Consider the following 18935-nt stretch of genomic DNA (forward strand, 5'->3'; position numbering starts at 1 on the left):
GCTCTCCCGTCGTCGTCAATTGGCATATTTCAAATTGCCGAGGGACGACGTTGGCCCTCTGCGTGAGTGCAAAATTTCGTGCAGGTTACATGATGGAGCGAATCTCGGGAACCGGATACTCCGTTCCAACATGCGGACGCCACGCGGTGCGAGGGGGGTGCCGCACACGTGGCCTGAAGTATGTGGGGGTCGAGCCGGACCGATCGGTCAGATCATGGTCCGTCGACCCGAGGGGGCGGTGAAGGCGTCGTAGCCGACCCCGCGAGTGCGCCGCAAGCGTCATTGCCCACAGCGCTTACGGCTCATTCCCAACGGTGATGCCGCCGAAACCAGCGAGTAACGGCTACTTATGCGGCCCCACGCATAAGTAGCAGTCGCACTATCCTACGGCCGTTCCGAACAAACTGCCCAGGGCGTACGTCACACCGGCCGCCGCGCCTCCCAGGGCGAGCTGCCGCAGTCCGCTGTACCACCAGGTCCGCGCGGTCACCCTGGCCACGACGGCACCGCACGCGAACAGCCCGGCGAGGGCGAGCAGCACGGCGGGCCACAGCGCGGTCGCGCCGAGCAGATAGGGCAGGACGGGGAGCAGGGCGCCCAGGGCGAAGGAACCGAAGCTGGACCCGGCCGCGACCAGCGGCGAGGGCAGATCGCCCGGGTCGATCCCCAGCTCCTCCCGGGCGTGGATCTCAAGGGCCTGCTCGGGGTCCTTCGACAGCTGCCGGGCGACCTCCCTGGCCAGCTCGGGTTCGACACCGCGACCCTCGTACAGGGCGGCCAGCTCCGCCTCCTCGTCCTGCGGGTGCTTCCGCAGCTCCCGGCGCTCCACGTCCAGCTCGGCCTCGACCAGCTCGCGCTGGGAGGCGACGGAGGTGTACTCACCGGCGGCCATGGAGAAGGCACCCGCGGCGAGCCCGGCCAGCCCGGTCAGCACGATGGTGTGCTGACCGACGGCGCCGCCCGCGACCCCGGACATCAGGGCGAGGTTGGAGACCAGCCCGTCCATGGCGCCGAAGACGGCGGGCCTGAGCCAGCCGCCGTTGACGTCCCGGTGCGTGTGGTTGTCGCGGTGCGCCTCGTGGAGGGGCGCTTCGATGTCGATCACGGCCATTCCGGTTCCCCCAGGGAAGCTAAGCCAAAGCTAACTTTGGACACGTTCTAATTCTTAACAACGCCCACAGTACGTCGGCCCATTCCCGGACCGCCAGCAAGGAAAGGCTGGGCTAACCTGCGGCTTTACCGTTCGGATGCGCAGACGATCATGGTCCTGCTCAGATGTCGACCGGGTGACGTTGGGGGCAGGGAGGCTGAGGTCAACCGCCGATGGTGGGACATATGCGGCAAAAGGTTCCGCGCCCGGCGCGAACCTTCCCTGCTCCCCGTTGTGGAGAGGCCGCGCATGACATCGATCGCCCGCGTTCCCTCGGTCCCGGCACCCCAGGACACCGCCGAACTCCGCGAGCGGGCCCGCGGTGCCCTGCTGGGCCTGGCGGTCGGGGACGCCCTCGGGGCCCCCGCCGAGAACATGAAGCCGTCGCAGATCCGGGCCCGCTGGGGCCGTATCGAGGGCTACGTGACGGACGAGCCGGCCGGCACGGACGACACCGAGTACGCGATCTTCTCGGGCCTGCTCCTCGCCCGCCACGGCTCGGCCCTCACCCCCGCCCATGTGGAGGCCGCCTGGCACGAGTGGATCGCGGACCGCGACGAGGGCCCGTTCCGCGGGGCCGGTTTCAGCGAACGCGGCACCCTGGAGAACCTCCGCCGGGGCCTGGCCGCCCCCATCTCCGCCCAGCACCGCCACGCCTGGAGCGACGGCCTGGCCATGCGGGCGGCCCCCTTCGGGGTCTTCGCGGCGGGCCGTCCCGCGGAGGCCGCCCGCCTGGTGGCCGTCGACGGCTCGGTGAGCCACGACGGCGAGGGCATCTACGGCGGCCAGGCGGTCGCGGCGGGAGTGGCGGCGGCGATGGCGGGCGCCCCCACGATCGCCGTCGTCACCTCCGCGCTCGCGGTGATCCCGGACGACAGCTGGACGGCGAGGTCCTTGAGGAGGGCGGTGGCGGTGGCCCACCGGGGCGAACGCGCGGTCCGCTCCTCCGTCGTCATCGGGGGCTACCCCTGGACCGACCTGGCCCCGGAGGCGGTGGCCCTCGCCTTCGGCGCGTACGCGGCGGCGGACGGCGACTTCCGGGAGGCGGTGCTGACGGCCGTGAACATGGGCCGGGACGCGGACACGACGGCGGCGGTGGCGGGGGCGCTGGCGGGAGCGACGAGGGGCGCGTCGGCGATCCCGGCCGAGTGGGCCGCGGCGATCGGCCCGGCGAAGGGCAGTTGCCTGCCGTCGATGGCGGGCCACCACGTGCTGGACGTGGCCGAGTTGCTGGTGTCGGGCGAGGACGGCAAGTGGGCGACGACCGGCCTCGCCCAGGAGTGGCCCCCACCCGACCCGGACGCCTTCACCCTGGCAGCCGGCAACGACGCGGGAGCGGACCGGTGAGGCCCCCGGGCCCATGGGACGGAGGCACGACCCAGGAATCGGACACAGCCGCCCCGGCTCCCCCACCACAACCGAACACACCCGCAGCCGCCGACGGCGAGACCACCCCACAGGGGCCACCCGCACCCGACGACGAGAGTGGTACGGGTGGTGCGGGTGGGAGCGACCGGACCGAAGGCGAAGCCGAGGTCACCACCCCGTCCCCGGTCCCGCAGGCAGCCCCCGGCCAGAGAATCCACGGCCTGCTCCTGGGCCTGGCCGCGGGCGACGCCGCCGGCTGGCCCGCCGCCCGCCACAGAGCCGCCCGCATGCCCGACTGGACCCGCCGCCTCACCCGCGAACTGGACACCTTCGCCGAGCAGAACGCCACCACCACCCTCCCCGTCCCCATCGCCCTGAACCAACCCCCCGAGCCCCTCCGCCTGGGCCCCTCCGACGACGCCGAATGGGCGGCGTTCACCGCGGAAGCCCTCCTCAGAGCGGGCGACGACACGGCCCTGGGCGACCTGACGAGAGAACGCCGTACGAGGGCCGCCATCGACCTCGCCTGGAACGCCCTCGCCGCCGAGGTCGCCGCGGCGGCGGACCGCGCCCCCGAGATCGAGTCCGCCGTCCTCCCCCTGCGCGCCCGCATCTCCGTACGGGCGGGACTCGGCAACCTCGCCACCGGCCTGCGCCCTCCCGCGACCGGCCACGACAACCCGCACTACTTCGACGACGCGGCCTGCGTGAGGGCCTGCGTCCTCGCCGTGGCCCACCCCGGTGACCCCGGACCCGCCGCGGACCTCGCCGAGTTCGACGCCCGTTACACCCAGGACGGCGACGGAGTGCACGGAGCCAGGGCGATGGCCGCGGCCGTCGCTCTGGCCCTGACCGGCGCCCCCGTGGACGCCTGCGTGACCGCGGCCCTCGCCGAACTCCCCGAGGAGACGGAGATCGGCCGCAACGCCCGCCACGCCCTGCGCCTCGCCCGGACCGCCGGCAGTACGTTCGCCCTGATCCCCGCCCTGGAGCACGAGATCGTCGACCACGTCTACAGCTACGGCATCGCGGCCGCCGAAACCGTCCCCGTGGCGCTCGCCCTGGCCACTGCCGCCCAGGGCCGCATCGCCGAGGCGATCCCCGCCGCCGCCTGCCTTTCCCGGGTGGCCGACTCGGCCCCGGCCCTGGCGGGCGCCCTGACCGGCGCCCTCGGCGGCGCCGGCACGATCCCCTCCGCCTGGCGGGACGCCTGCCGCACCCTCTCCGGCTGCGCACTGCCCCGCCTCACCGGCACGGACCTCGTGGAACTCGCCGGACTGCTGGAAACCGCACAACCCCCCCTCCCGGGAGGATGATTCGGGCATGACGCCCAAAAGCTCAGACAACAGCCTTGAGGACCGGATCACCGGAGCCCTCGTGGGCGCGGCGGTGGGCGACGCCCTCGGCGGCCCGGTCGAGGGCTACTCCCCCGACCAGATCCTCGAACGGCACGCCGGCCGCGTCCACGGCATCGTCGGCCCCTGGAACGGCGACGCCTGGCGCACCGCCCGCCCCATCGCCCCGTACCACAAGGGGGACGGCCACGTCACCGACGACACCTTGATGACCCACGCGCTGATCCGCGTCTACGACCGGGTCAGGGACCACCTCGACGCCTACGCGATCGCCGACCACCTGGTCCCCGACCTGATGACGAACCCGCGCTGGATCCCGGAGCTGGAGACGGAGGCCCTCCCCCTGCACCGGATCTTCCTCGCGGAGAAGTGGCTGGTCGCCCGCCTCCACTACGGTCACGCCGACCCGCGGGAGGCGGGCGTCGGCAACATCGTCAACTGCGGTGCGGCGATGTACATGGCCCCGGTCGGCCTGGTCAACGCGGCGAACCCGCGGGCCGCCTACACCGAGGCCCTGGACGTCGCGGGCGCCCACCAGTCGTCGTACGGCCGCGAGGCGGCGGCGGTCTTCGCGGCGGCGGTGGCGGCGGCGTGCGCACCGGGCGCGAGCCCGGACTCGGTCGTGACGGCCTGTCTGCGGCTGGCGAAGGACGGCACACGGACGGCGATCGAGAAGGTCTGCGAAGCGGCCGCCCCCCACACGGACTTCGAATCGGCCCTGCGGCCCCTGCGGGACGCGGTGGCTCCCTACGACACGGTCGGCCCCGACTACCGCGCCCCCTCCCTCGGCGCCCGCCGCCCCTCCCGCCTGCACACGATCGAGGAACTGCCCGTCGCGCTCGGGATGTTGCTGGTGGCAGCCGGCGACTACCGGCACGCCGTGCTCGGCGCGGTGAACTACGGCAGGGACTGCGACTCGATCGCCACGATGGCCGGTGCGATGGCGGGCGCGCTGGGCTCCCCGGTCCCGGACGACTGGTCGAAGACGGTCTCGGAGGCGAGCCGGCTGGACCTGTGGGAACCGGCGGCGACCCTGACGGCGGTCACCCGGGAGGTCTTCGAGCGGGACCTGGCCAGGCGCAGGACGCACGAGGCGGCCTTCGCGGAGCTCGGAGGCCCGAGATGCTCCGACTGACCTGGGTCCAGCCGGAGGACCTCATCGGCCACGAGCTCCGCCAGGCGGCCCAGGACGGCAGGGAGCCGTCGGCGATCGCGGCGCGGTGGCGAGCGGCCGGCGGCGGCCAGGCACCTGCCCGGGCGGGCGCCTCGGCGGAGCCCGCGTCCAGGTATCTGCGGCAGCTCGCGAAGGACCTGCTGGACGAACTGGCGGACCTGCCGAGCACGTTGGCGGACGACGAGCCCACCGACCTCGCGCGAATCAAGGCAAGCTGCCGGACGTGGCCGGCCGACGCCTCCCCGGCCACCGTCACCCAGGGCGCCCTGGAAGCGGCCTGGCTGGGCCGGGCGGTGGGCTGCCTCCTGGGCAAACCCGTGGAGAAGCTCCCCCTCGAAGCCATCCGCCAACTCGCCCGCGCCACCGGCAACTGGCCCCTGCGCACCTACTTCACGGCGAAGGGCGTCCCCGCCGAACTCCTCGCCGCCCACCCCTGGAACCGCCGCTCCGCCGCCACCTCCCTCGCCGAGAACATCGACGGCATGCCCGAGGACGACGACCTCAACTACCCGCTGCTGAACCTGCTGTTGCTGCAACGCCACGGCAAGGACTTCACCACCTCGGACGTGGCGCGGCTCTGGCTCGACGAGCTCCCCGCCGGCCGCACCTTCACCGCCGAACGGATCGCCTACCGCAACCTCCTCCAGGGCGTGGAACCCCCCGGAACGGCCCGCCGGCGCAACCCCTTCCGCGAATGGATCGGCGCCCTGATCCGCGCGGACGTGCACGGCTGGACCAACCCCGGCGACCCGGCCGCCGCGGCCGAACAGGCCCACCGGGACGCCACCCTCACCCACACGGCGAACGGCGTCTACGCGGCGATGTTCACGGCCGCCGTGATCGCCCAGGCGGCGGCGACCCCCGACATCCGCACCTGCCTGCGCACCGGCCTCGGCGTGGTCCCCCCGAATTCCCGGCTGGCGAGGGCGATCAGCCACGCCGTCCGACTGGCCGAGCGGCACGAGGACTTCGACACGGTCGTGGACGAACTCCACGCCACGTACGCGGCGACCCACCACTGGGTCCACGCGATCCCGAACACCGCGCTGATCGCCGCCGCCCTCACCCACGCGGACGGCGACTTCACCGGCTCCGTCCGCCGGGCCGTCGGAGGCGGCTGGGACACCGACTCCAACGGCGCCACGGCCGGCAGCGTCGCCGCCCTCCTGGCCGGCGCCCCGGACCGCCTCCCCGACCACTGGACCGCCCCGTTGAAGAACCGTCTGGCCACCTCCGTGGCCGACTTCGACGGCACCGGCTTCGACACCCTGGCCCGTCTCACCCACCGGGAGGCTGCTCGCCCATGACCCACATCGCCGTGCTCGGCAGCACGAACATGGACCTGGTCGCCTACGTCGAGAAGGCACCCCGGCGCGGGGAGACCGTCACCGGCAGGGAGTTCCGTACGATCCCCGGCGGCAAGGGCGCCAACCAGGCGATCGCCGCGGCCCGCGCCGGCGCCACCGTCTCGATGATCGGCGCGGTCGGCAACGACGGTTTCGGCGCCCGGCTGCGCTCCACCCTCGAACACTCCGGCGTCACCACCGACCACCTGCGCACGATCGACGGCCCCTCCGGCACCGCGCACATCGTCGTGGACGACGAGGGCGGCAACGCGATCGTCGTCATCCCGGGCGCGAACGGCACCGTGGACCACCTCGCCCCCGGCGACGAGGGCCTGATCGCCTCGGCCGACGCCCTCCTCCTCCAACTGGAGATCCCCCTGGCAGCCGTCCTCGCGGGCGCGCGGACGGCCCGCGCCCACGGCGTCCGGACGATCCTCACCCCCGCCCCGGTCCAGCCTCTGCCTCCCGAACTCCTCGCCTGCACCGACCTGTTGGTGCCCAACGAGCACGAGGCGGCCACCCTCACCGGCCACGCCGACCCGTTCGCCGCGGGCGCCGCCCTCCTCGACCGGGTCCCCCGCGTGGTGATCACCCTGGGCGAGGCGGGCAGCCTGTACCTGACCCGGGACGCCGAACCCCTCGTCGTCCCCGCCCCGCGGGTCACCGCGGTGGACTCCACCGGTGCCGGCGACACGTACGTGGGCACCCTCGCCGTCGCCCTCGGCGAGGAGCGGCCGATCCGGGAGGCGATGGCCTGGGCCGCCGCGGCCGCCGCGCTGTCCGTCCAGCGGGAAGGCGCCTCGGCGTCGATGCCCTACCGCTCCGAGATCGAGGCCCGGTACACGTCATGAACCAGACCCCCCTGCACGGCCTGCGCGTGCTCGACACGGCCACCCTCTTCGCCGGCCCCCTCGCCGCCACCCTGCTCGGCGACTTCGGCGCCGAGGTCCTCAAGATCGAGCACCCCGCCAAGCCGGACCCCTCCCGCGGCCACGGCCCCTCGAAGGACGGCATCGGCCTGTGGTGGAAGGTCCTGGGCCGCAACAAGCGCACCCTCACGCTGGACCTGTCCAGGGCGGGCGGCCGGGCCACCTTCCTCCGGCTGGCCGCCACCGCGGACGTGGTCATCGAGAACTTCCGCCCCGGCACCCTGGAGAAGTGGGATCTCGGCTGGCCCGAGCTGTCCGCCGTCAACCCCCGCCTGGTCCTCACCCGCGTCACCGGCTTCGGACAGTTCGGCCCCTACGCCCACCGCCCCGGCTTCGGCACCCTCGCCGAGGCGATGAGCGGCTTCGCGGCGATCACCGGCGAACCGGACGCGCCCCCGGTCCTGCCGCCCTTCGGCCTGGCCGACTCCATCGCGGGCCTGGCCACGGCGTACGCGGTGATGACGGCGCTCGCGGCCCGGGAGCGCACCGGCGAGGGCCAGGTCGTCGACATGGCCCTCATCGAGCCGATCCTGACGGTCCTGGGCCCCCAGCCGACCTGGTACGACCAGCTCGGCCACGTCCAGGAGCGCACCGGCAACCGCTCCGCGAACAACGCCCCCCGCAACACCTACCGCACGGCCGACGGCACCTGGGTCGCCGTCTCCACGTCGGCGCAGTCCGTCGCGGAGCGCGTGATGCACCTGGTGGGCCGTCCGGAGCTGATCGACGAGCCGTGGTTCGCGACCGGCGCCCAGCGGGCCGCGCACTCCGACGTCCTGGACGCGGCGGTCGGCTCGTGGATCGCCGCCCGCACCCGCACCGACGTGCTCGCGGCCTTCGAGAAGGCGGAGGCCGCGATCGCCCCGATCCAGGACGTGCGGGACGTCATGGCCGACCCGCAGTACCAGGCGCTCGACACCGTCACCACGGTCGACGACCCCGAGCTCGGCCCCCTGCGCATGCAGAACGTCCTGTTCCGGCTCTCCTCGACGCCCGGCGCGATCCGCTGGGCGGGCCGCCCGCACGGCGCGGACACGGACGAGATCCTCACCGAACTGGGCCTGACCCCAGCCGAGTTGGCAGCACTGCGCGCGGAGGGCGCCCTGTGAGGCCGTACCCCCTGACCTGGCTCTACGTGCCAGGCGACCGTCCGGACACCGTCACCAAGGCCCTCGTCGCCGGCGCCGACGTCGTGATCGTCGACCTGGAGGACGCGGTCGCTCCCGAGCGCAAGCGCTACGCCCGCGAGGCCACCGCCGAACGCCTCGGCGACCCCCAGCCGATCCCGGTCCACGTCCGGGTGAACTCCCTGGCCGGCCCTCTGGCGGCCGCGGACCTGGCGGCCGTCGCCGCCCTCCCCGGCCTCGCCGGCCTGCGCCTGCCCAAGGTCACCACCCCGGCCCAGATCACCCGCGTCGCGGGGACGGCGGCCCGGCCCGACGGAGGCGTCCCACCCCTGTGCGCCCTCCTCGAATCGGCCCTGGGCATCGAGCACGCGCACGCCATCGCCACCGCCCACCCCAGCCTGCGCGGCATCGCCCTCGGCGAGGCGGACCTACGTGCCGACCTGGGCGTACGGCACGATGGGGGTCTGGACTGGTGCCGCTCCCGGGTGGTCGTGGCGGCACGCGCGGCGGCCCTTCCTCCGCCACCTCAGTCGGTCCACCCGGACATCCGGGACCTGGAGGGCCTGCGGGCCTCCTGCGCCCACGGCCGCGCCCTGGGCTTCCTGGGCCGGGCGGCCATCCACCCCCGCCAGCTCCCGGTGATCGAGCGCGCCTACCTCCCCACGGAGGAGGAGATCGAGCAGGCGGAGACGGTCCTGAAGGCGGCCGAGGCCGACCAGGGGGCCCAGGCCCTCCCGGACGGCACCTTCGTCGACGCGGCGGTGGTGGCCCAGGCCCACCGCACCCTCTCCCTGGCCCGCCGCGGCTGACACACGACGAGGGCGCCCCGACGAACTCGGGGCACCCTCGTCGACGTACGTACGACCGGCCGTCAGCTCTTCTTGGCCGACTCGGCCTCGCCGGCGATGTCGGCCTCGGCCTTCTCACCGTCGTCGGCCTTCTCACCGGCCTCGGCGTGCTCGTCGGTGTCGGCCTTCCCGCCCTCTTCGGGCTCACCGTCGACGGTGTCCGCGCCGGGCTCGACGACCTCCTCGCGGCCGGGCCGCTTCTTCGCCGACACCACGATGTACGTGACGGCGAGCAGGAACACGACGATCGCGGTCCAGACGTTGAGCCGGAGCCCGAGGATGTGGTGGGCGTCGTCGATGCGCATGTACTCGATCCAGCCGCGGCCCGTGCAGTACGCGGCGACGTACAGCGCGAACGCGCGTCCGTGACCCAGCTTGAAGCGGCGGTCGGCCCAGATGACGAGGAGCGCGACCCCGATGCACCACAGCGACTCGTACAGGAACGTCGGGTGGTAGTAGCCCGGCACCCGCCCGTCCGTGGAGGACGTGATGTGCAGGGCCCACGGCAGGTCGGTCGGCTTGCCGTACAGCTCCTGGTTGAACCAGTTGCCCCAGCGGCCGACGGCCTGCGCGAGGGCGATGCCGGGGGCGATGGCGTCGGCGTAGGCCGGCAGCGGGATGCCCCGGCGGCGGCAGCCGATCCACGCGCCCACCGCGCCGAGCGCGATCGCGCCCCAGATACCGAGGCCGCCCTCCCAGACCTTGAAGGCGTCCACCCAGTCACGGCCCTCGCTGAAGTACAGCTCGTAGTCCGTGATCACGTGGTAGAGGCGGCCGCCGAGCAGTCCGAACGGCACGGCCCAGACCGCGATGTCGGCCACCGTGCCGGCCCGCCCGCCACGGGCGATCCAGCGCTTGTTGCCGAGCCAGACGGCAACGAAGACGCCGATGATGATGCAGAACGCATAGCCACGCAGCGGGATGGGACCGAGGTGGATCACCCCGCGCGACGGGCTGGGAATGTAGGCAAGTTCCATGGCAGGGTCGACGCTACCCTGCCGGGCCGGGCCCACGGCAGGCGGCCCGGCAACGGGTCCATAACAGGCGGGTGAGAGGCACCGGCCGCCGGCTTACCGGCCGTCAGCCCTTGTTGGCGGCCTCCACCTGCTGCTTCAGCTTCGCCGGAGTCATGGACTGGTCCTGGTAGATGTTCTTGCCGTCGAGCAGCACGGTCGGGGTGCCGGAGAAGCCGCCGTTGCGGAAGGCGGCCGCGGACTTCTCCACCCAGCCGTTGTGGGTGCCCTTCTCGACACAGGTGCGGAACGCGGGCGTGTCGAGGCCGTCGACCTTCTTCGCCAGTTCGAGCAGCTTCCCGGTCTCGGCGTAGTCGTCGCTGGTCTCCGCGGGCTGGTTCTCGAACAGCACGTCGTGGTACCCCGGGAACTTCCCGGCGTCCTGGGCGCAGGCCGCGGCGTTGGCCGCGTTGCGGGAGCCGGTGCCGCCCATGTTGCCGTCGATGATGGTGGCCAGGTGGTACTCGACCTTGAGCTTCCCGGAGCCGGTGAGCTCGTGGATCGTCGGCCGGTACGCCGTCTCGAACGCCTTGCAGGCCGGGCAGCGGAAGTCCTCCCAGACGACGAGCGTCGACCGGGCCCCCTCCTTGCCGACCGGGATGGCGAGACTGTCCTGGCCCTCGGCTCCCGACGGCACCACGACCGGTCCCGAGGAGCTGTCCTTGTCCTTGCCGGAGTTGGCCGCGACGACGCCGACCACCGCGGCGAGGCCGAGGACGCACACGACACTCGCGGCCACGATCAGCACCCGGCGCCGCTTCTCCGCGGTCTTCTGCTTCGCGCGCTCCTCCGCCAGCCGCTCGCGGGCGGTGCGCTTTCCCTCACGGTTCTTCTCGCTCACACCCGCAGAACGAACCGGGGAGGCGCACCGCGCCTCCCCGGCCCCAGGTCCACCCGTTCGAGTGACCGAATTTTCCGTTCTGCCCTGACAGGCGTGCGGTCGGCCTACGCCTGTCGGCGCACGCCCTTCGCCAGCTCGCCCGCGAGGGCGCGGACGCCCTCGACGCCGGCCTTGTCGTCCGGCGCGTCCAGCATCCGCTTCACGAAGGCCGAGCCGACGATCACGCCGTCGGCGAAGCCTGCCACCTCCGCGGCCTGCTCGGCGTTGGAGACACCGAGCCCGACGCAGACGGGCAGCCCGGCACGGGCGGCCCGGGTGCGCTCGACCAGGTCCTGGGCCTGTGCCCCGACCGACTCCCGGGTGCCCGTGACGCCCATCAGGGAGGCGGCGTACACGAATCCGCTGCCGGCCGCGGTGATCTCGGCGAGCCGTGCGTCCTTGCTGCTGGGCGCGACCACGAAGACCGTGGCGAGCCCGTGCTTCCGGGCGTGCTCCCGCCACAGCGCCGACTCCTGCACGGGCAGGTCGGGCAGGATGCAGCCCGCGCCACCCGCCTCGGCGAGCTCGGCGGTGAAGCGCTCGACGCCGTAGCGGTCGATGGGGTTCCAGTACGTCATGACGAGCACGGGCTTGCCGGTGGCCTCGTAGGTCTCCTTGACCGTCCGCATCACGTCGGCGATCTTGACGCCGCCGCGCAGGGCGATGTCGTCGGCGGTCTGGATGACGGGGCCGTCGAGGACGGGGTCGCTGTGCGGCAGACCGACCTCGACGACGTCCGCGCCGCCGTCGAAGGCGGCCTTGATCGCCTCGATGCCGCCGTCCACGGTCGGGAACCCGGCGGGGAGGTAGGCGATCAGGGCGGACCGGCCCTCGGCCCTGGCGGCGGCGAGGGTGTCGGTCAACAGCTGGATGTTCCCGCTCACTTGGCGTCCCCCTCGATCTCCGCGCCGGTGCCGGCCTCGTCCGCCGCGACGGCGGCGTCGGTGTCGTACAGGCCGAAGTAGCGCGCGGCCGTGTCCATGTCCTTGTCGCCGCGGCCGGACAGGTTGACGACGATCAGCCCGTCCTTGCCGAGCTCCCTGCCGACCTCCAGGGCACCGGCCAGCGCGTGGGCGCTCTCGATGGCCGGGATGATGCCCTCGGTGCGCGAGAGCAGGCGCAACGCCTGCATGGCCGCGTCGTCGGTGACCGCGCGGTACTCGCCGCGGCCGGAGTCCTTGAGGTAGGAGTGCTCGGGGCCGATGCCCGGGTAGTCCAGGCCGGCCGAGATGGAGTACGGCTCGGTGATCTGGCCCTCCTCGTCCTGGAGGACGTAGGAGCGGGAGCCGTGCAGGATGCCGGGCTCGCCCGCGGTGAGGGTCGCCGCGTGCTCGCCGGTCTCCACACCGTGCCCGGCGGGCTCGCAGCCGATGAGGCGTACGCCGGTGTCGGGGATGAAGGCGTGGAAGAGGCCGATGGCGTTGGAGCCGCCGCCCACGCAGGCGATGGCCGCGTCGGGCAGCCGGCCGGTCCGCTCCAGGAGCTGGCGGCGGGCCTCGACGCCGATGACCCGGTGGAAGTCGCGGACCATGGCCGGGAAGGGGTGCGGTCCGGCGACCGTGCCGAACAGGTAGTGCGTGCGGTCGACGTTGGCGACCCAGTCGCGGAACGCCTCGTTGATGGCGTCCTTCAGGGTGCGGCTGCCGGACTTCACGGCGATGACCTCGGCGCCGAGCATGCGCATCCGGGCCACGTTGAGGGCCTGGCGCCGGGTGTCGATCTCGCCCATGTAGATCGTGCACTCGAGGCCGAACAGCGCGCAGGCGGTGGCGGTGGCGACGCCGTGCTGGCCGGCGCCGGTCTCCGCGATCACCCGGGTCTTGCCCATGCGTTTGGTGAGCAGGGCCTGCCCGAGCACGTTGTTGATCTTGTGGGAGCCGGTGTGGTTGAGGTCCTCCCGCTTCAGGAAGACCGTGGCCCCGCCGGCGTGCTCGGCGAACCTCGGCACCTCGGTGAGCGCCGAGGGGCGGCCGGTGTAGTTCACGAGCAGGTCGTCGAGCTCGCGGGCGAACTCGGGGTCGTGCTTGGCCTTGTCGTACTCGACGGCGACCTCGTCCACGGCGGCGACGAGGGCCTCCGGGATGAACTTGCCGCCGAAGCTGCCGAAGTAGCCTTCGGGGCTCGGGACCTGACCCTCCGGGTCAGGGATGAAGAACTCGCTGGGCATGGCTGAACCTCACGGTGAGTTTGGGAACTACCTGATCGCCGTGGGGGCGGGGTTCGGTCCGACGGCTGCGGGCCGTCCGTGGCTTGTCGCGCCCGCGCGGCGGAGCCGCATATCAGGCACTGTCCCGCGCCCCTAGAGGGGGCGCTGCCATCGACGGCCGTTCACCTGCCCGGGTTCGTCGCCGATGACGTACCTGACCCTGCGCCCGTGCACCCTGCGGGCGGGCGCGCGGCAGCCGCGCGGACGGCAGCCGCGCGCGAGGCGCGCGTGCCGGTCCGCGGTGGTCATGGTGACAGTCATCGGGCCAACTCTAACCGGTGATCAGCCGCGCCCGTGGCGCAGAGCCGGGTGCTCGCCCGCCGCGACCAGGTCCGCGACCGCCGTCTTCGGGTCCTTGCCGGTGACCAGGGACTCGCCCACCAGGACCGCGTCGGCGCCGGCGTTGGCGTAGGCGATCAGGTCGTGCGGCCCGCGGACGCCGGACTCGGCGACCTTGACCAGGTGGGCGGGGATCTCCGGGGCGATGCGCTCGAAGGTGCCGCGGTCGACCTCGAGGGTCTTGAGGTTGCGCGCGTTGACTCCGATGATCTTCGCGCTGGCGTCCACCGCGCGCTCGATCTCGTCCTCGTCGTGGACCTCGACGAGCGGGGTGAGCCCGATGGACTCGGCGCGCTCGATCAGGGACTCCAGGGCGGGCTGCTCCAGGGCCGCCACGATGAGCAGCGCGAGGTCGGCGCCGTAGGCCCGGGCCTCCCAGAGCTGGTACGACGTGACGATGAAGTCCTTGCGCAGGACCGGGATGTCCACGCGCGCGCGGACGGCCTCCAGGTCGGCGAGCGAGCCGCCGAAGCGGCGCTGTTCGGTGAGGACGGAGATGACGGCCGCGCCGCCCGCCTCGTAGTCGGCGGCGAGGCCCGCCGGGTCGGCGATCGCGGCCAGCGCGCCCTTGGAGGGGCTGGAGCGCTTGACCTCGCAGATGACCTTGACGCCGTCGCCGCGCAGTGCGGCCACGCCGTCCTTGGCCGCGGGAGCCTTCGCCGCGCGCTCCTTGAGCTCGTCGAGGCTGACGCGCGCCTGCCGTTCCGCGAGGTCGGCACGGACTCCGTCGATGATCTCGTCGAGCACACTCACGCGAGCGGCCCCCTTCCAGACGGTTGACAGTTCCAGCGACCGGTGAAAACAGGTGGTCACTGCGATGGTATCCGCAGGAGGGCGTAGCCCTCGCATCCGGTTGACGCCGGTCCCAGTACCTGGACGTTCACCAGTGATCAAGGATGTAGCCAGCCACCGAAGGGCAGGTTCCGGACAACCGTGAAGACCAGCAGCAACGCCCCCGCCGCCCAGAGGTGCACCGGACCGAGACGGAGGCTCAGCGGCCGCCCGCGCGCCGCCCGGACCACCCAGACGGTCCACAGCACGGCGAAGCCCAGATAGCCCACGACGGCGAGCGCGTTGTCCTGGAGGGCGGCCGGGAAGTCGCCGTGGACGAAGGCGTGCGCGCTGCGCAGGCCGCCGCAGCCGGGGCAGTACAGGCCGGTGATGCGGTAGAGCGGGCAGACGGGGTAGTGGCCGGGCTGGTTGGGGTCCACGGTCCCCACGTAGGCGAAGGCCCCGGCGACGGCTGCGAGGATCCCGCCCGGGACGGCCAGGCGTCCGGGCAGGCCGGTCCGGGACGGCAGGCGCTCGGTGTCGGCGTTCACGTCCGGCATTCTCCCCCGTCCTGCCGTCGAACGCGTGAGGGGCGGCCCCGGCACTTTCGCCGGGCCGCCCCTTCACGCGGTGCGCGGGTCAGCTCTTGGCGTCCGCCGACTCGGGCTGTGCGGTGGCGAGCGGCTTGTGGCGGTCCTTCGGCATGCCCATCCCCATCGCGCTCATGATCCAGCCGACGATTCCGCCGACGACCACGATCGCCATACCGGCCCAGAAGCCCGCCGGCTGGGCCATCACCATGAAGGCGCCCGCGACGCAGAAACCGATGAAGGCGATAGTGACACCGGTCCAGGCGGCCGGGGTGTGACCGTGGCTGCTGCCCGCCATTGCTTGCTCCTAGGTGCTAAGTACGTGATGACTGAGCCGGACGCTCGGGGCCCATTCTTCCGTACGCGAGGCCGCGATGTGTCCGGGGGTCACCTGACGCGCCCCGTCAGGGGCGCGGGGAAGTGCGCGACCGGCCGCATACGGACCGAGCTGCGGGGACGACCGTCACGCCCCGGTCGGATCCTCCCCGCGGTCGAGCGCCTTCCAGATGTCCTCGGGCCGGTCAGGGTCCACGGGGACGGCCTTGCGCCGTACCCGCGGCGCCCCGTCCCGCTCGTACCGCCCCGACATCGCCGGCCACAACCGCCCGTACCGGAGAGCGAGCAGCCCGGACAGCAGGATGAGCGCGCCCCCGGCCACGGCCGCGTAGGGCCAGGCGGTGTGGGAGAGCTCGGAGACCGTCGCCGACGTGTCCCCGGACGCCTTCGCGGCCTGCTCGTCCAGCGCCGACGAGTCGCCCGCGCCGATCAGGGCCGCCACCACGATCCCCGCGCCGGAGAGGGCCAGCACCCCGGCGACCAGCAGCCGTCCCGCCTTGCGCACGGCGAAGACGGCGACGAGCGCGGCGAGGCCCACTATGGCCAGCGCGGCCGGCACGCCGGTCACGTCGCTGCCCTTGGCGGTCAGGGGGAACGCGCCGCCGGCCACCGTCGCGGTCCCCTCCGACCAGCGCTGACGGGTCGCGAGCAACGCCACGGCCGCGCCGAGCGCACCGGACAGCAGAGCTGTGGCGAGACTGAGGCGGCCGGCCCTGGCGGGTCCTGCGGCTTCTGAACGGGGGTGAGGTACGGCAGTCACGTACCCCACTATCACCCGAACCGGGGGCGAACGGTCACCCGGGGCTCCGTGAGAATCGCCCTACTCGCCCAGTCGGTTCGCCGTGTGGACCGCCCGGAGGACCGCCGCCGCCTTGTTGCGGCACTCGGTGTCCTCGGCGACCGGGTCGGAGTCGGCGACGACTCCGGCCCCGGCCTGGACGTACGCCGTGCCGTTCCTGAGCAGTGCCGTACGGATGGCGATCGCGGTGTCGGAGTCGCCCGCGAAGTCGAGGTAGCCGACGCAGCCGCCGTACAACCCGCGCCGGGACGGCTCCAGTTCGTCGATGATCTGCATCGCGCGGGGCTTGGGGGCGCCGGAGAGGGTGCCCGCCGGGAAGCAGGCGGTCAGGACGTCGAAGGCGGTACGGCCCTGGGCGACCTTGCCGGTGACCGTCGAGACGATGTGCATCACGTGGGAGTACCGCTCGACGGACATGAAGTCGACGACCTCCACCGAGCCGGGCTCGCAGACCCGCCCGAGGTCGTTGCGTCCCAGGTCGACGAGCATGAGGTGCTCGGCGCGCTCCTTCGGGTCGGCGAGGAGTTCGTCGGCGAGGGCCTGGTCCTCCTGCGGGGTCGCCCCGCGCCACCGGGTGCCGGCGATGGGGTGGACCATGGCGTGCCCGTCCTCGACCTTGACCAGGGCCTCGGGGGACGAGCCCACGACGTCGAAGCCGTCGAAGCGGAACAGGTACATGTACGGGGAGGGGTTGGTGGCCCTGAGGACCCGGTAGACGTCCAGCGCGCTCGCCGTGCAGGGCGTCTCGAAGCGCTGCGAGGGGACGACCTGGAAGGCCTCGCCGGCCCGGATGCGCTCCTTGATGTCCTCGACGGCCGCCTGGAAGTCGGGGCCGCCCCACCGCGCGGTGTACTCGGGCAGTTCGGAGGGCGGCAGGACCGCCGGGGGCTGGGCCACCGCGCGGGACAGGTCCGCCTCCATGGCGTCCAGGCGGGCCACCGCGTCCGCGTGGGCCTCGTCGACGCCGGTGTCGAGGTCGTTGTGGTTGATCGCGTTGGCGATCAGCAGGACCGAGCCCTCCCAGTGGTCCATGACGGCGAGGTCGCTGGTCAGGAGCATGGTCAGCTCGGGCAGCTTCAGGTCGTCGCGCTCGCCGGGGCCGATCTTCTCCAGGCGGCGGACGATGTCGTAGCCGAGGTAGCCGACCATGCCGCCGGTGAAGGGCGGCAGGCCCTCCTGGTGCGGGGTGTGCAGGGCCTCGATGGTGGCGCGCAGGGCGGCCAGCGGGTCGCCGTCGACGGGGACGCCGACCGGTGGGGTGCCGAGCCAGTGGGCCTGGCCGCCGCGCGCCGTCAGGGTGGCGGCGGAGCGGACGCCGACGAAGGAGTACCGGGACCACGAGCGGCCGTTCTCCGCGGACTCCAGCAGGAAGGTGCCGGGGCGCTCGGCGGCGAGCTTGCGGTAGAGGGCAACCGGGGTGTCGCCGTCGGCCAGGAGCTTGCGCGTGACGGGGATGACGCGGCGGTCGGTGGCCAGCTTGCGGAAGGTCTCGAGGTCCATGGCGGCTGACCTTACTGACCCGGGGCGGCGGTGCCGGAACCGGCGCCGTCCTTGAGGAGCACGTCCTCGTCGAAGCAGGTCCGCGTACCGGTGTGGCAGGCGGCGCCGACCTGGTCGACCTTGACGAGCACGGTGTCGGCGTCGCAGTCGAGGGCGACGGACTTGACCCACTGGAAGTGGCCCGAGGTGTCGCCCTTGACCCAGTACTCCCGGCGGCTGCGCGACCAGTAGGTGCAGCGGCCGGTGGTCAGCGTGCGGTGCAGCGCCTCGTCGTCCATCCAGCCGAGCATGAGCACCTCACCGGTGTCGTACTGCTGGGCGATGGCGGGGACGAGCCCGTCGGCGCTGCGCTTGAGGCGTGCGGCGATCTCGGGGTCGAGGCGACTGGAAGGAGCACTGTGGCGCGAAGCGCTTCCATGAGGGGCGGTGGCCGGGTGGCGGGCGGGCGGGGGCGTGCTGGTCATGGGAGCCATTGTGCCGCGCGCCACCGACAAGCCCGGCGTGCTGTCCACTGGGCGGACCCGGGGTGCGGTCGTAGGCTGACTGCATGTCGACTTTCGCCAAGCGTGAACGACTTCTCCTCGCCGACCTGTTGGAGGCCGAGGGCCCGGAGGCCCCGACCCTCTGCGAGGGCTGGCTCACCCGCGACCTCGCGGCGCACGTGGTGGTGCGCGAGCGGCGTCCCGACGCCGCCGGCGGTCTGCTGATCAAGCAGCTCGCGTCCCGCCTGGACCGGGTGATGGCCGAGTTCTCCGAGAAGCCCTACGAGGAGCTGATCCAGCTCATCCGCACGGGCCCGCCGCGTTTCTCGCCGTTCCAGCTCAAGCAGGTCGAGGAGCTGTCGAACACGGTGGAGTTCTACGTCCACACGGAGGACGTCCGCCGGGCCCGCCCCGACTGGACGCCGCGCGAGCTGGACCCGGTCTTCCAGGACGCCCTGTGGTCCCGGCTGGAGCGCACCGCCCGGCTGATGGGCCGCGGTGTCCCGACCGGTCTGGTGCTGCGCCGCCCGGACGGCCAGACGGCGGTGGCGCACCGGGGCACTCCGGTCGTGACGGTGACCGGCGAGCCGTCGGAATTGCTGCTGTTCCTGTACGGCCGGCAGAGCGCGGCCAAGGTGGAGCTGGACGGCGACAAGGAGGCGATCGCCAGGCTGCACGAGGCGAAGGAGCTCGGGATCTGAGAAGCCCCGGTCACCGGTGAC

General features: G+C 73.0%; 20 protein-coding genes. 8 read left to right on the forward strand and 12 right to left on the reverse strand.

All coding sequences use genetic code 11. The features are described from left to right. Positions 1-379 precede the first annotated feature (379 nt). Positions 380-1111, reverse strand: a complete 732-nt coding sequence (locus ACIQJT_RS13970; protein ID WP_365451464.1) for a VIT1/CCC1 transporter family protein — start codon at positions 1109-1111, stop codon at positions 380-382. Between the two features lie 288 nt (positions 1112-1399). Here ACIQJT_RS13970 and ACIQJT_RS13975 point away from each other — a divergent pair, with 288 nt between their 5' ends. From ACIQJT_RS13975 to ACIQJT_RS14005, 7 genes are read left to right on the forward strand one after another with little or no spacing between them, the layout of a single operon-like run. Continuing rightward, positions 1400-2497: an ADP-ribosylglycohydrolase family protein gene (locus ACIQJT_RS13975; RefSeq protein ID WP_365451462.1), complete on the forward strand. Its 1098-nt coding sequence runs from the start codon at positions 1400-1402 to the stop codon at positions 2495-2497. After that, complete coding sequence (locus ACIQJT_RS13980) at positions 2404-3834, forward strand: ADP-ribosylglycohydrolase family protein (protein WP_402643124.1); 1431 nt, start codon at positions 2404-2406, stop codon at positions 3832-3834. Before ACIQJT_RS13975 ends, ACIQJT_RS13980 begins: the two co-directional genes overlap by 94 nt. Positions 3835-3841: 7 nt before the next feature. Next, positions 3842-5008, forward strand: coding sequence for an ADP-ribosylglycohydrolase family protein (locus ACIQJT_RS13985; RefSeq protein WP_402643127.1), 1167 nt, complete (start codon positions 3842-3844; stop codon positions 5006-5008). Beyond that, complete coding sequence (locus tag ACIQJT_RS13990; RefSeq protein ID WP_402643130.1) at positions 4996-6354, forward strand: ADP-ribosylglycohydrolase family protein; 1359 nt, start codon at positions 4996-4998, stop codon at positions 6352-6354. The genes ACIQJT_RS13985 and ACIQJT_RS13990 overlap by 13 nt, the downstream gene beginning before the upstream one ends. Beyond that, complete coding sequence (gene rbsK, locus ACIQJT_RS13995; RefSeq protein ID WP_365451454.1) at positions 6351-7244, forward strand: ribokinase; 894 nt, start codon at positions 6351-6353, stop codon at positions 7242-7244. Before ACIQJT_RS13990 ends, rbsK begins: the two co-directional genes overlap by 4 nt. Continuing rightward, positions 7241-8431 carry a CaiB/BaiF CoA transferase family protein gene (locus ACIQJT_RS14000; protein WP_402643133.1) on the forward strand — a complete coding sequence of 397 codons (1191 nt, stop codon included), beginning with the start codon at positions 7241-7243 and terminating at the stop codon, positions 8429-8431. The genes rbsK and ACIQJT_RS14000 overlap by 4 nt, the downstream gene beginning before the upstream one ends. Then, positions 8428-9258 (forward strand): HpcH/HpaI aldolase/citrate lyase family protein, encoded by an 831-nt coding sequence (locus ACIQJT_RS14005; protein WP_402643136.1) that lies wholly within the window; start codon positions 8428-8430, stop codon positions 9256-9258. The genes ACIQJT_RS14000 and ACIQJT_RS14005 overlap by 4 nt, the downstream gene beginning before the upstream one ends. A gap of 62 nt (positions 9259-9320) precedes the next feature. On the opposite strand, the gene lgt is transcribed toward ACIQJT_RS14005, so the two are convergent. The 11 genes from lgt to hisI form a co-directional block, all read right to left on the reverse strand. Beyond that, entirely contained in the window at positions 9321-10274 is a 954-nt protein-coding gene (gene lgt / locus ACIQJT_RS14010; RefSeq protein ID WP_402643139.1) for a prolipoprotein diacylglyceryl transferase, read from the reverse strand. Between the two features lie 103 nt (positions 10275-10377). Beyond that, entirely contained in the window at positions 10378-11151 is a 774-nt protein-coding gene (locus tag ACIQJT_RS14015) for a DsbA family protein (RefSeq protein WP_402643142.1), read from the reverse strand. 104 nt (positions 11152-11255) lie between these two features. Further along, positions 11256-12074, reverse strand: coding sequence for a tryptophan synthase subunit alpha (gene trpA, locus ACIQJT_RS14020; protein WP_402643145.1), 819 nt, complete (start codon positions 12072-12074; stop codon positions 11256-11258). Then, a complete protein-coding gene (gene trpB / locus ACIQJT_RS14025) occupies positions 12071-13357 on the reverse strand; it encodes a tryptophan synthase subunit beta (protein ID WP_402643147.1) in 1287 nt (428 codons plus the stop codon). The genes trpA and trpB overlap by 4 nt, the downstream gene beginning before the upstream one ends. Positions 13358-13489: 132 nt before the next feature. Continuing rightward, positions 13490-13657, reverse strand: coding sequence for a tryptophan biosynthesis modulator TrpM (trpM, locus tag ACIQJT_RS14030; protein WP_365451440.1), 168 nt, complete (start codon positions 13655-13657; stop codon positions 13490-13492). 21 nt (positions 13658-13678) lie between these two features. Next, the gene (gene trpC / locus ACIQJT_RS14035; protein WP_402643150.1) at positions 13679-14488 is read right to left on the reverse strand and encodes an indole-3-glycerol phosphate synthase TrpC; all 810 of its coding nucleotides are present in this window, start codon (positions 14486-14488) and stop codon (positions 13679-13681) included. Between the two features lie 137 nt (positions 14489-14625). After that, the gene (locus ACIQJT_RS14040; protein ID WP_365451438.1) at positions 14626-15066 is read right to left on the reverse strand and encodes a DUF2752 domain-containing protein; all 441 of its coding nucleotides are present in this window, start codon (positions 15064-15066) and stop codon (positions 14626-14628) included. A 79-nt stretch (positions 15067-15145) separates the two neighbouring features. Continuing rightward, positions 15146-15394: an HGxxPAAW family protein gene (locus ACIQJT_RS14045; RefSeq protein ID WP_365451436.1), complete on the reverse strand. Its 249-nt coding sequence runs from the start codon at positions 15392-15394 to the stop codon at positions 15146-15148. 165 nt (positions 15395-15559) lie between these two features. Then, positions 15560-16201 (reverse strand): TIGR02234 family membrane protein, encoded by a 642-nt coding sequence (locus tag ACIQJT_RS14050; RefSeq protein WP_402643154.1) that lies wholly within the window; start codon positions 16199-16201, stop codon positions 15560-15562. Between the two features lie 51 nt (positions 16202-16252). Continuing rightward, positions 16253-17731: an anthranilate synthase component I gene (locus ACIQJT_RS14055; protein WP_402643156.1), complete on the reverse strand. Its 1479-nt coding sequence runs from the start codon at positions 17729-17731 to the stop codon at positions 16253-16255. 11 nt (positions 17732-17742) lie between these two features. Further along, positions 17743-18195, reverse strand: a complete 453-nt coding sequence (gene hisI, locus ACIQJT_RS14060; RefSeq protein ID WP_402643158.1) for a phosphoribosyl-AMP cyclohydrolase — start codon at positions 18193-18195, stop codon at positions 17743-17745. 83 nt (positions 18196-18278) lie between these two features. Here hisI and ACIQJT_RS14065 point away from each other — a divergent pair, with 83 nt between their 5' ends. Beyond that, complete coding sequence (locus ACIQJT_RS14065) at positions 18279-18914, forward strand: TIGR03085 family metal-binding protein (RefSeq protein WP_365451428.1); 636 nt, start codon at positions 18279-18281, stop codon at positions 18912-18914. Positions 18915-18935: the final 21 nt, after the last annotated feature.

The sequence above is a fragment of the Streptomyces sp. NPDC091972 genome (genome assembly GCF_044756385.1).
Lineage (GTDB): Bacteria > Actinomycetota > Actinomycetes > Streptomycetales > Streptomycetaceae > Streptomyces.

Bases quoted from the DNA above. Each gene is read 5' to 3' on its own strand.
- ACIQJT_RS13970 (WP_365451464.1), bottom strand. From the start codon at position 1,111: ATGGCCGTGATCGACATCGAAGCGCCCCTCCACGAGGCGCACCGCGAC.
- ACIQJT_RS13975 (WP_365451462.1), top strand. From the start codon at position 1,400: ATGACATCGATCGCCCGCGTTCCCTCGGTCCCGGCACCCCAGGACACC.
- ACIQJT_RS13985 (WP_402643127.1), top strand. From the start codon at position 3,842: ATGACGCCCAAAAGCTCAGACAACAGCCTTGAGGACCGGATCACCGGA.
- ACIQJT_RS13990 (WP_402643130.1), top strand. From the start codon at position 4,996: ATGCTCCGACTGACCTGGGTCCAGCCGGAGGACCTCATCGGCCACGAG.
- rbsK (WP_365451454.1), top strand. From the start codon at position 6,351: ATGACCCACATCGCCGTGCTCGGCAGCACGAACATGGACCTGGTCGCC.
- ACIQJT_RS14000 (WP_402643133.1), top strand. From the start codon at position 7,241: ATGAACCAGACCCCCCTGCACGGCCTGCGCGTGCTCGACACGGCCACC.
- lgt (WP_402643139.1), bottom strand. From the start codon at position 10,274: ATGGAACTTGCCTACATTCCCAGCCCGTCGCGCGGGGTGATCCACCTC.
- trpB (WP_402643147.1), bottom strand. From the start codon at position 13,357: ATGCCCAGCGAGTTCTTCATCCCTGACCCGGAGGGTCAGGTCCCGAGC.
- trpM (WP_365451440.1), bottom strand. From the start codon at position 13,657: ATGACTGTCACCATGACCACCGCGGACCGGCACGCGCGCCTCGCGCGC.
- ACIQJT_RS14040 (WP_365451438.1), bottom strand. From the start codon at position 15,066: ATGCCGGACGTGAACGCCGACACCGAGCGCCTGCCGTCCCGGACCGGC.
- ACIQJT_RS14045 (WP_365451436.1), bottom strand. From the start codon at position 15,394: ATGGCGGGCAGCAGCCACGGTCACACCCCGGCCGCCTGGACCGGTGTC.
- ACIQJT_RS14055 (WP_402643156.1), bottom strand. From the start codon at position 17,731: ATGGACCTCGAGACCTTCCGCAAGCTGGCCACCGACCGCCGCGTCATC.
- hisI (WP_402643158.1), bottom strand. From the start codon at position 18,195: ATGACCAGCACGCCCCCGCCCGCCCGCCACCCGGCCACCGCCCCTCAT.
- ACIQJT_RS14065 (WP_365451428.1), top strand. From the start codon at position 18,279: ATGTCGACTTTCGCCAAGCGTGAACGACTTCTCCTCGCCGACCTGTTG.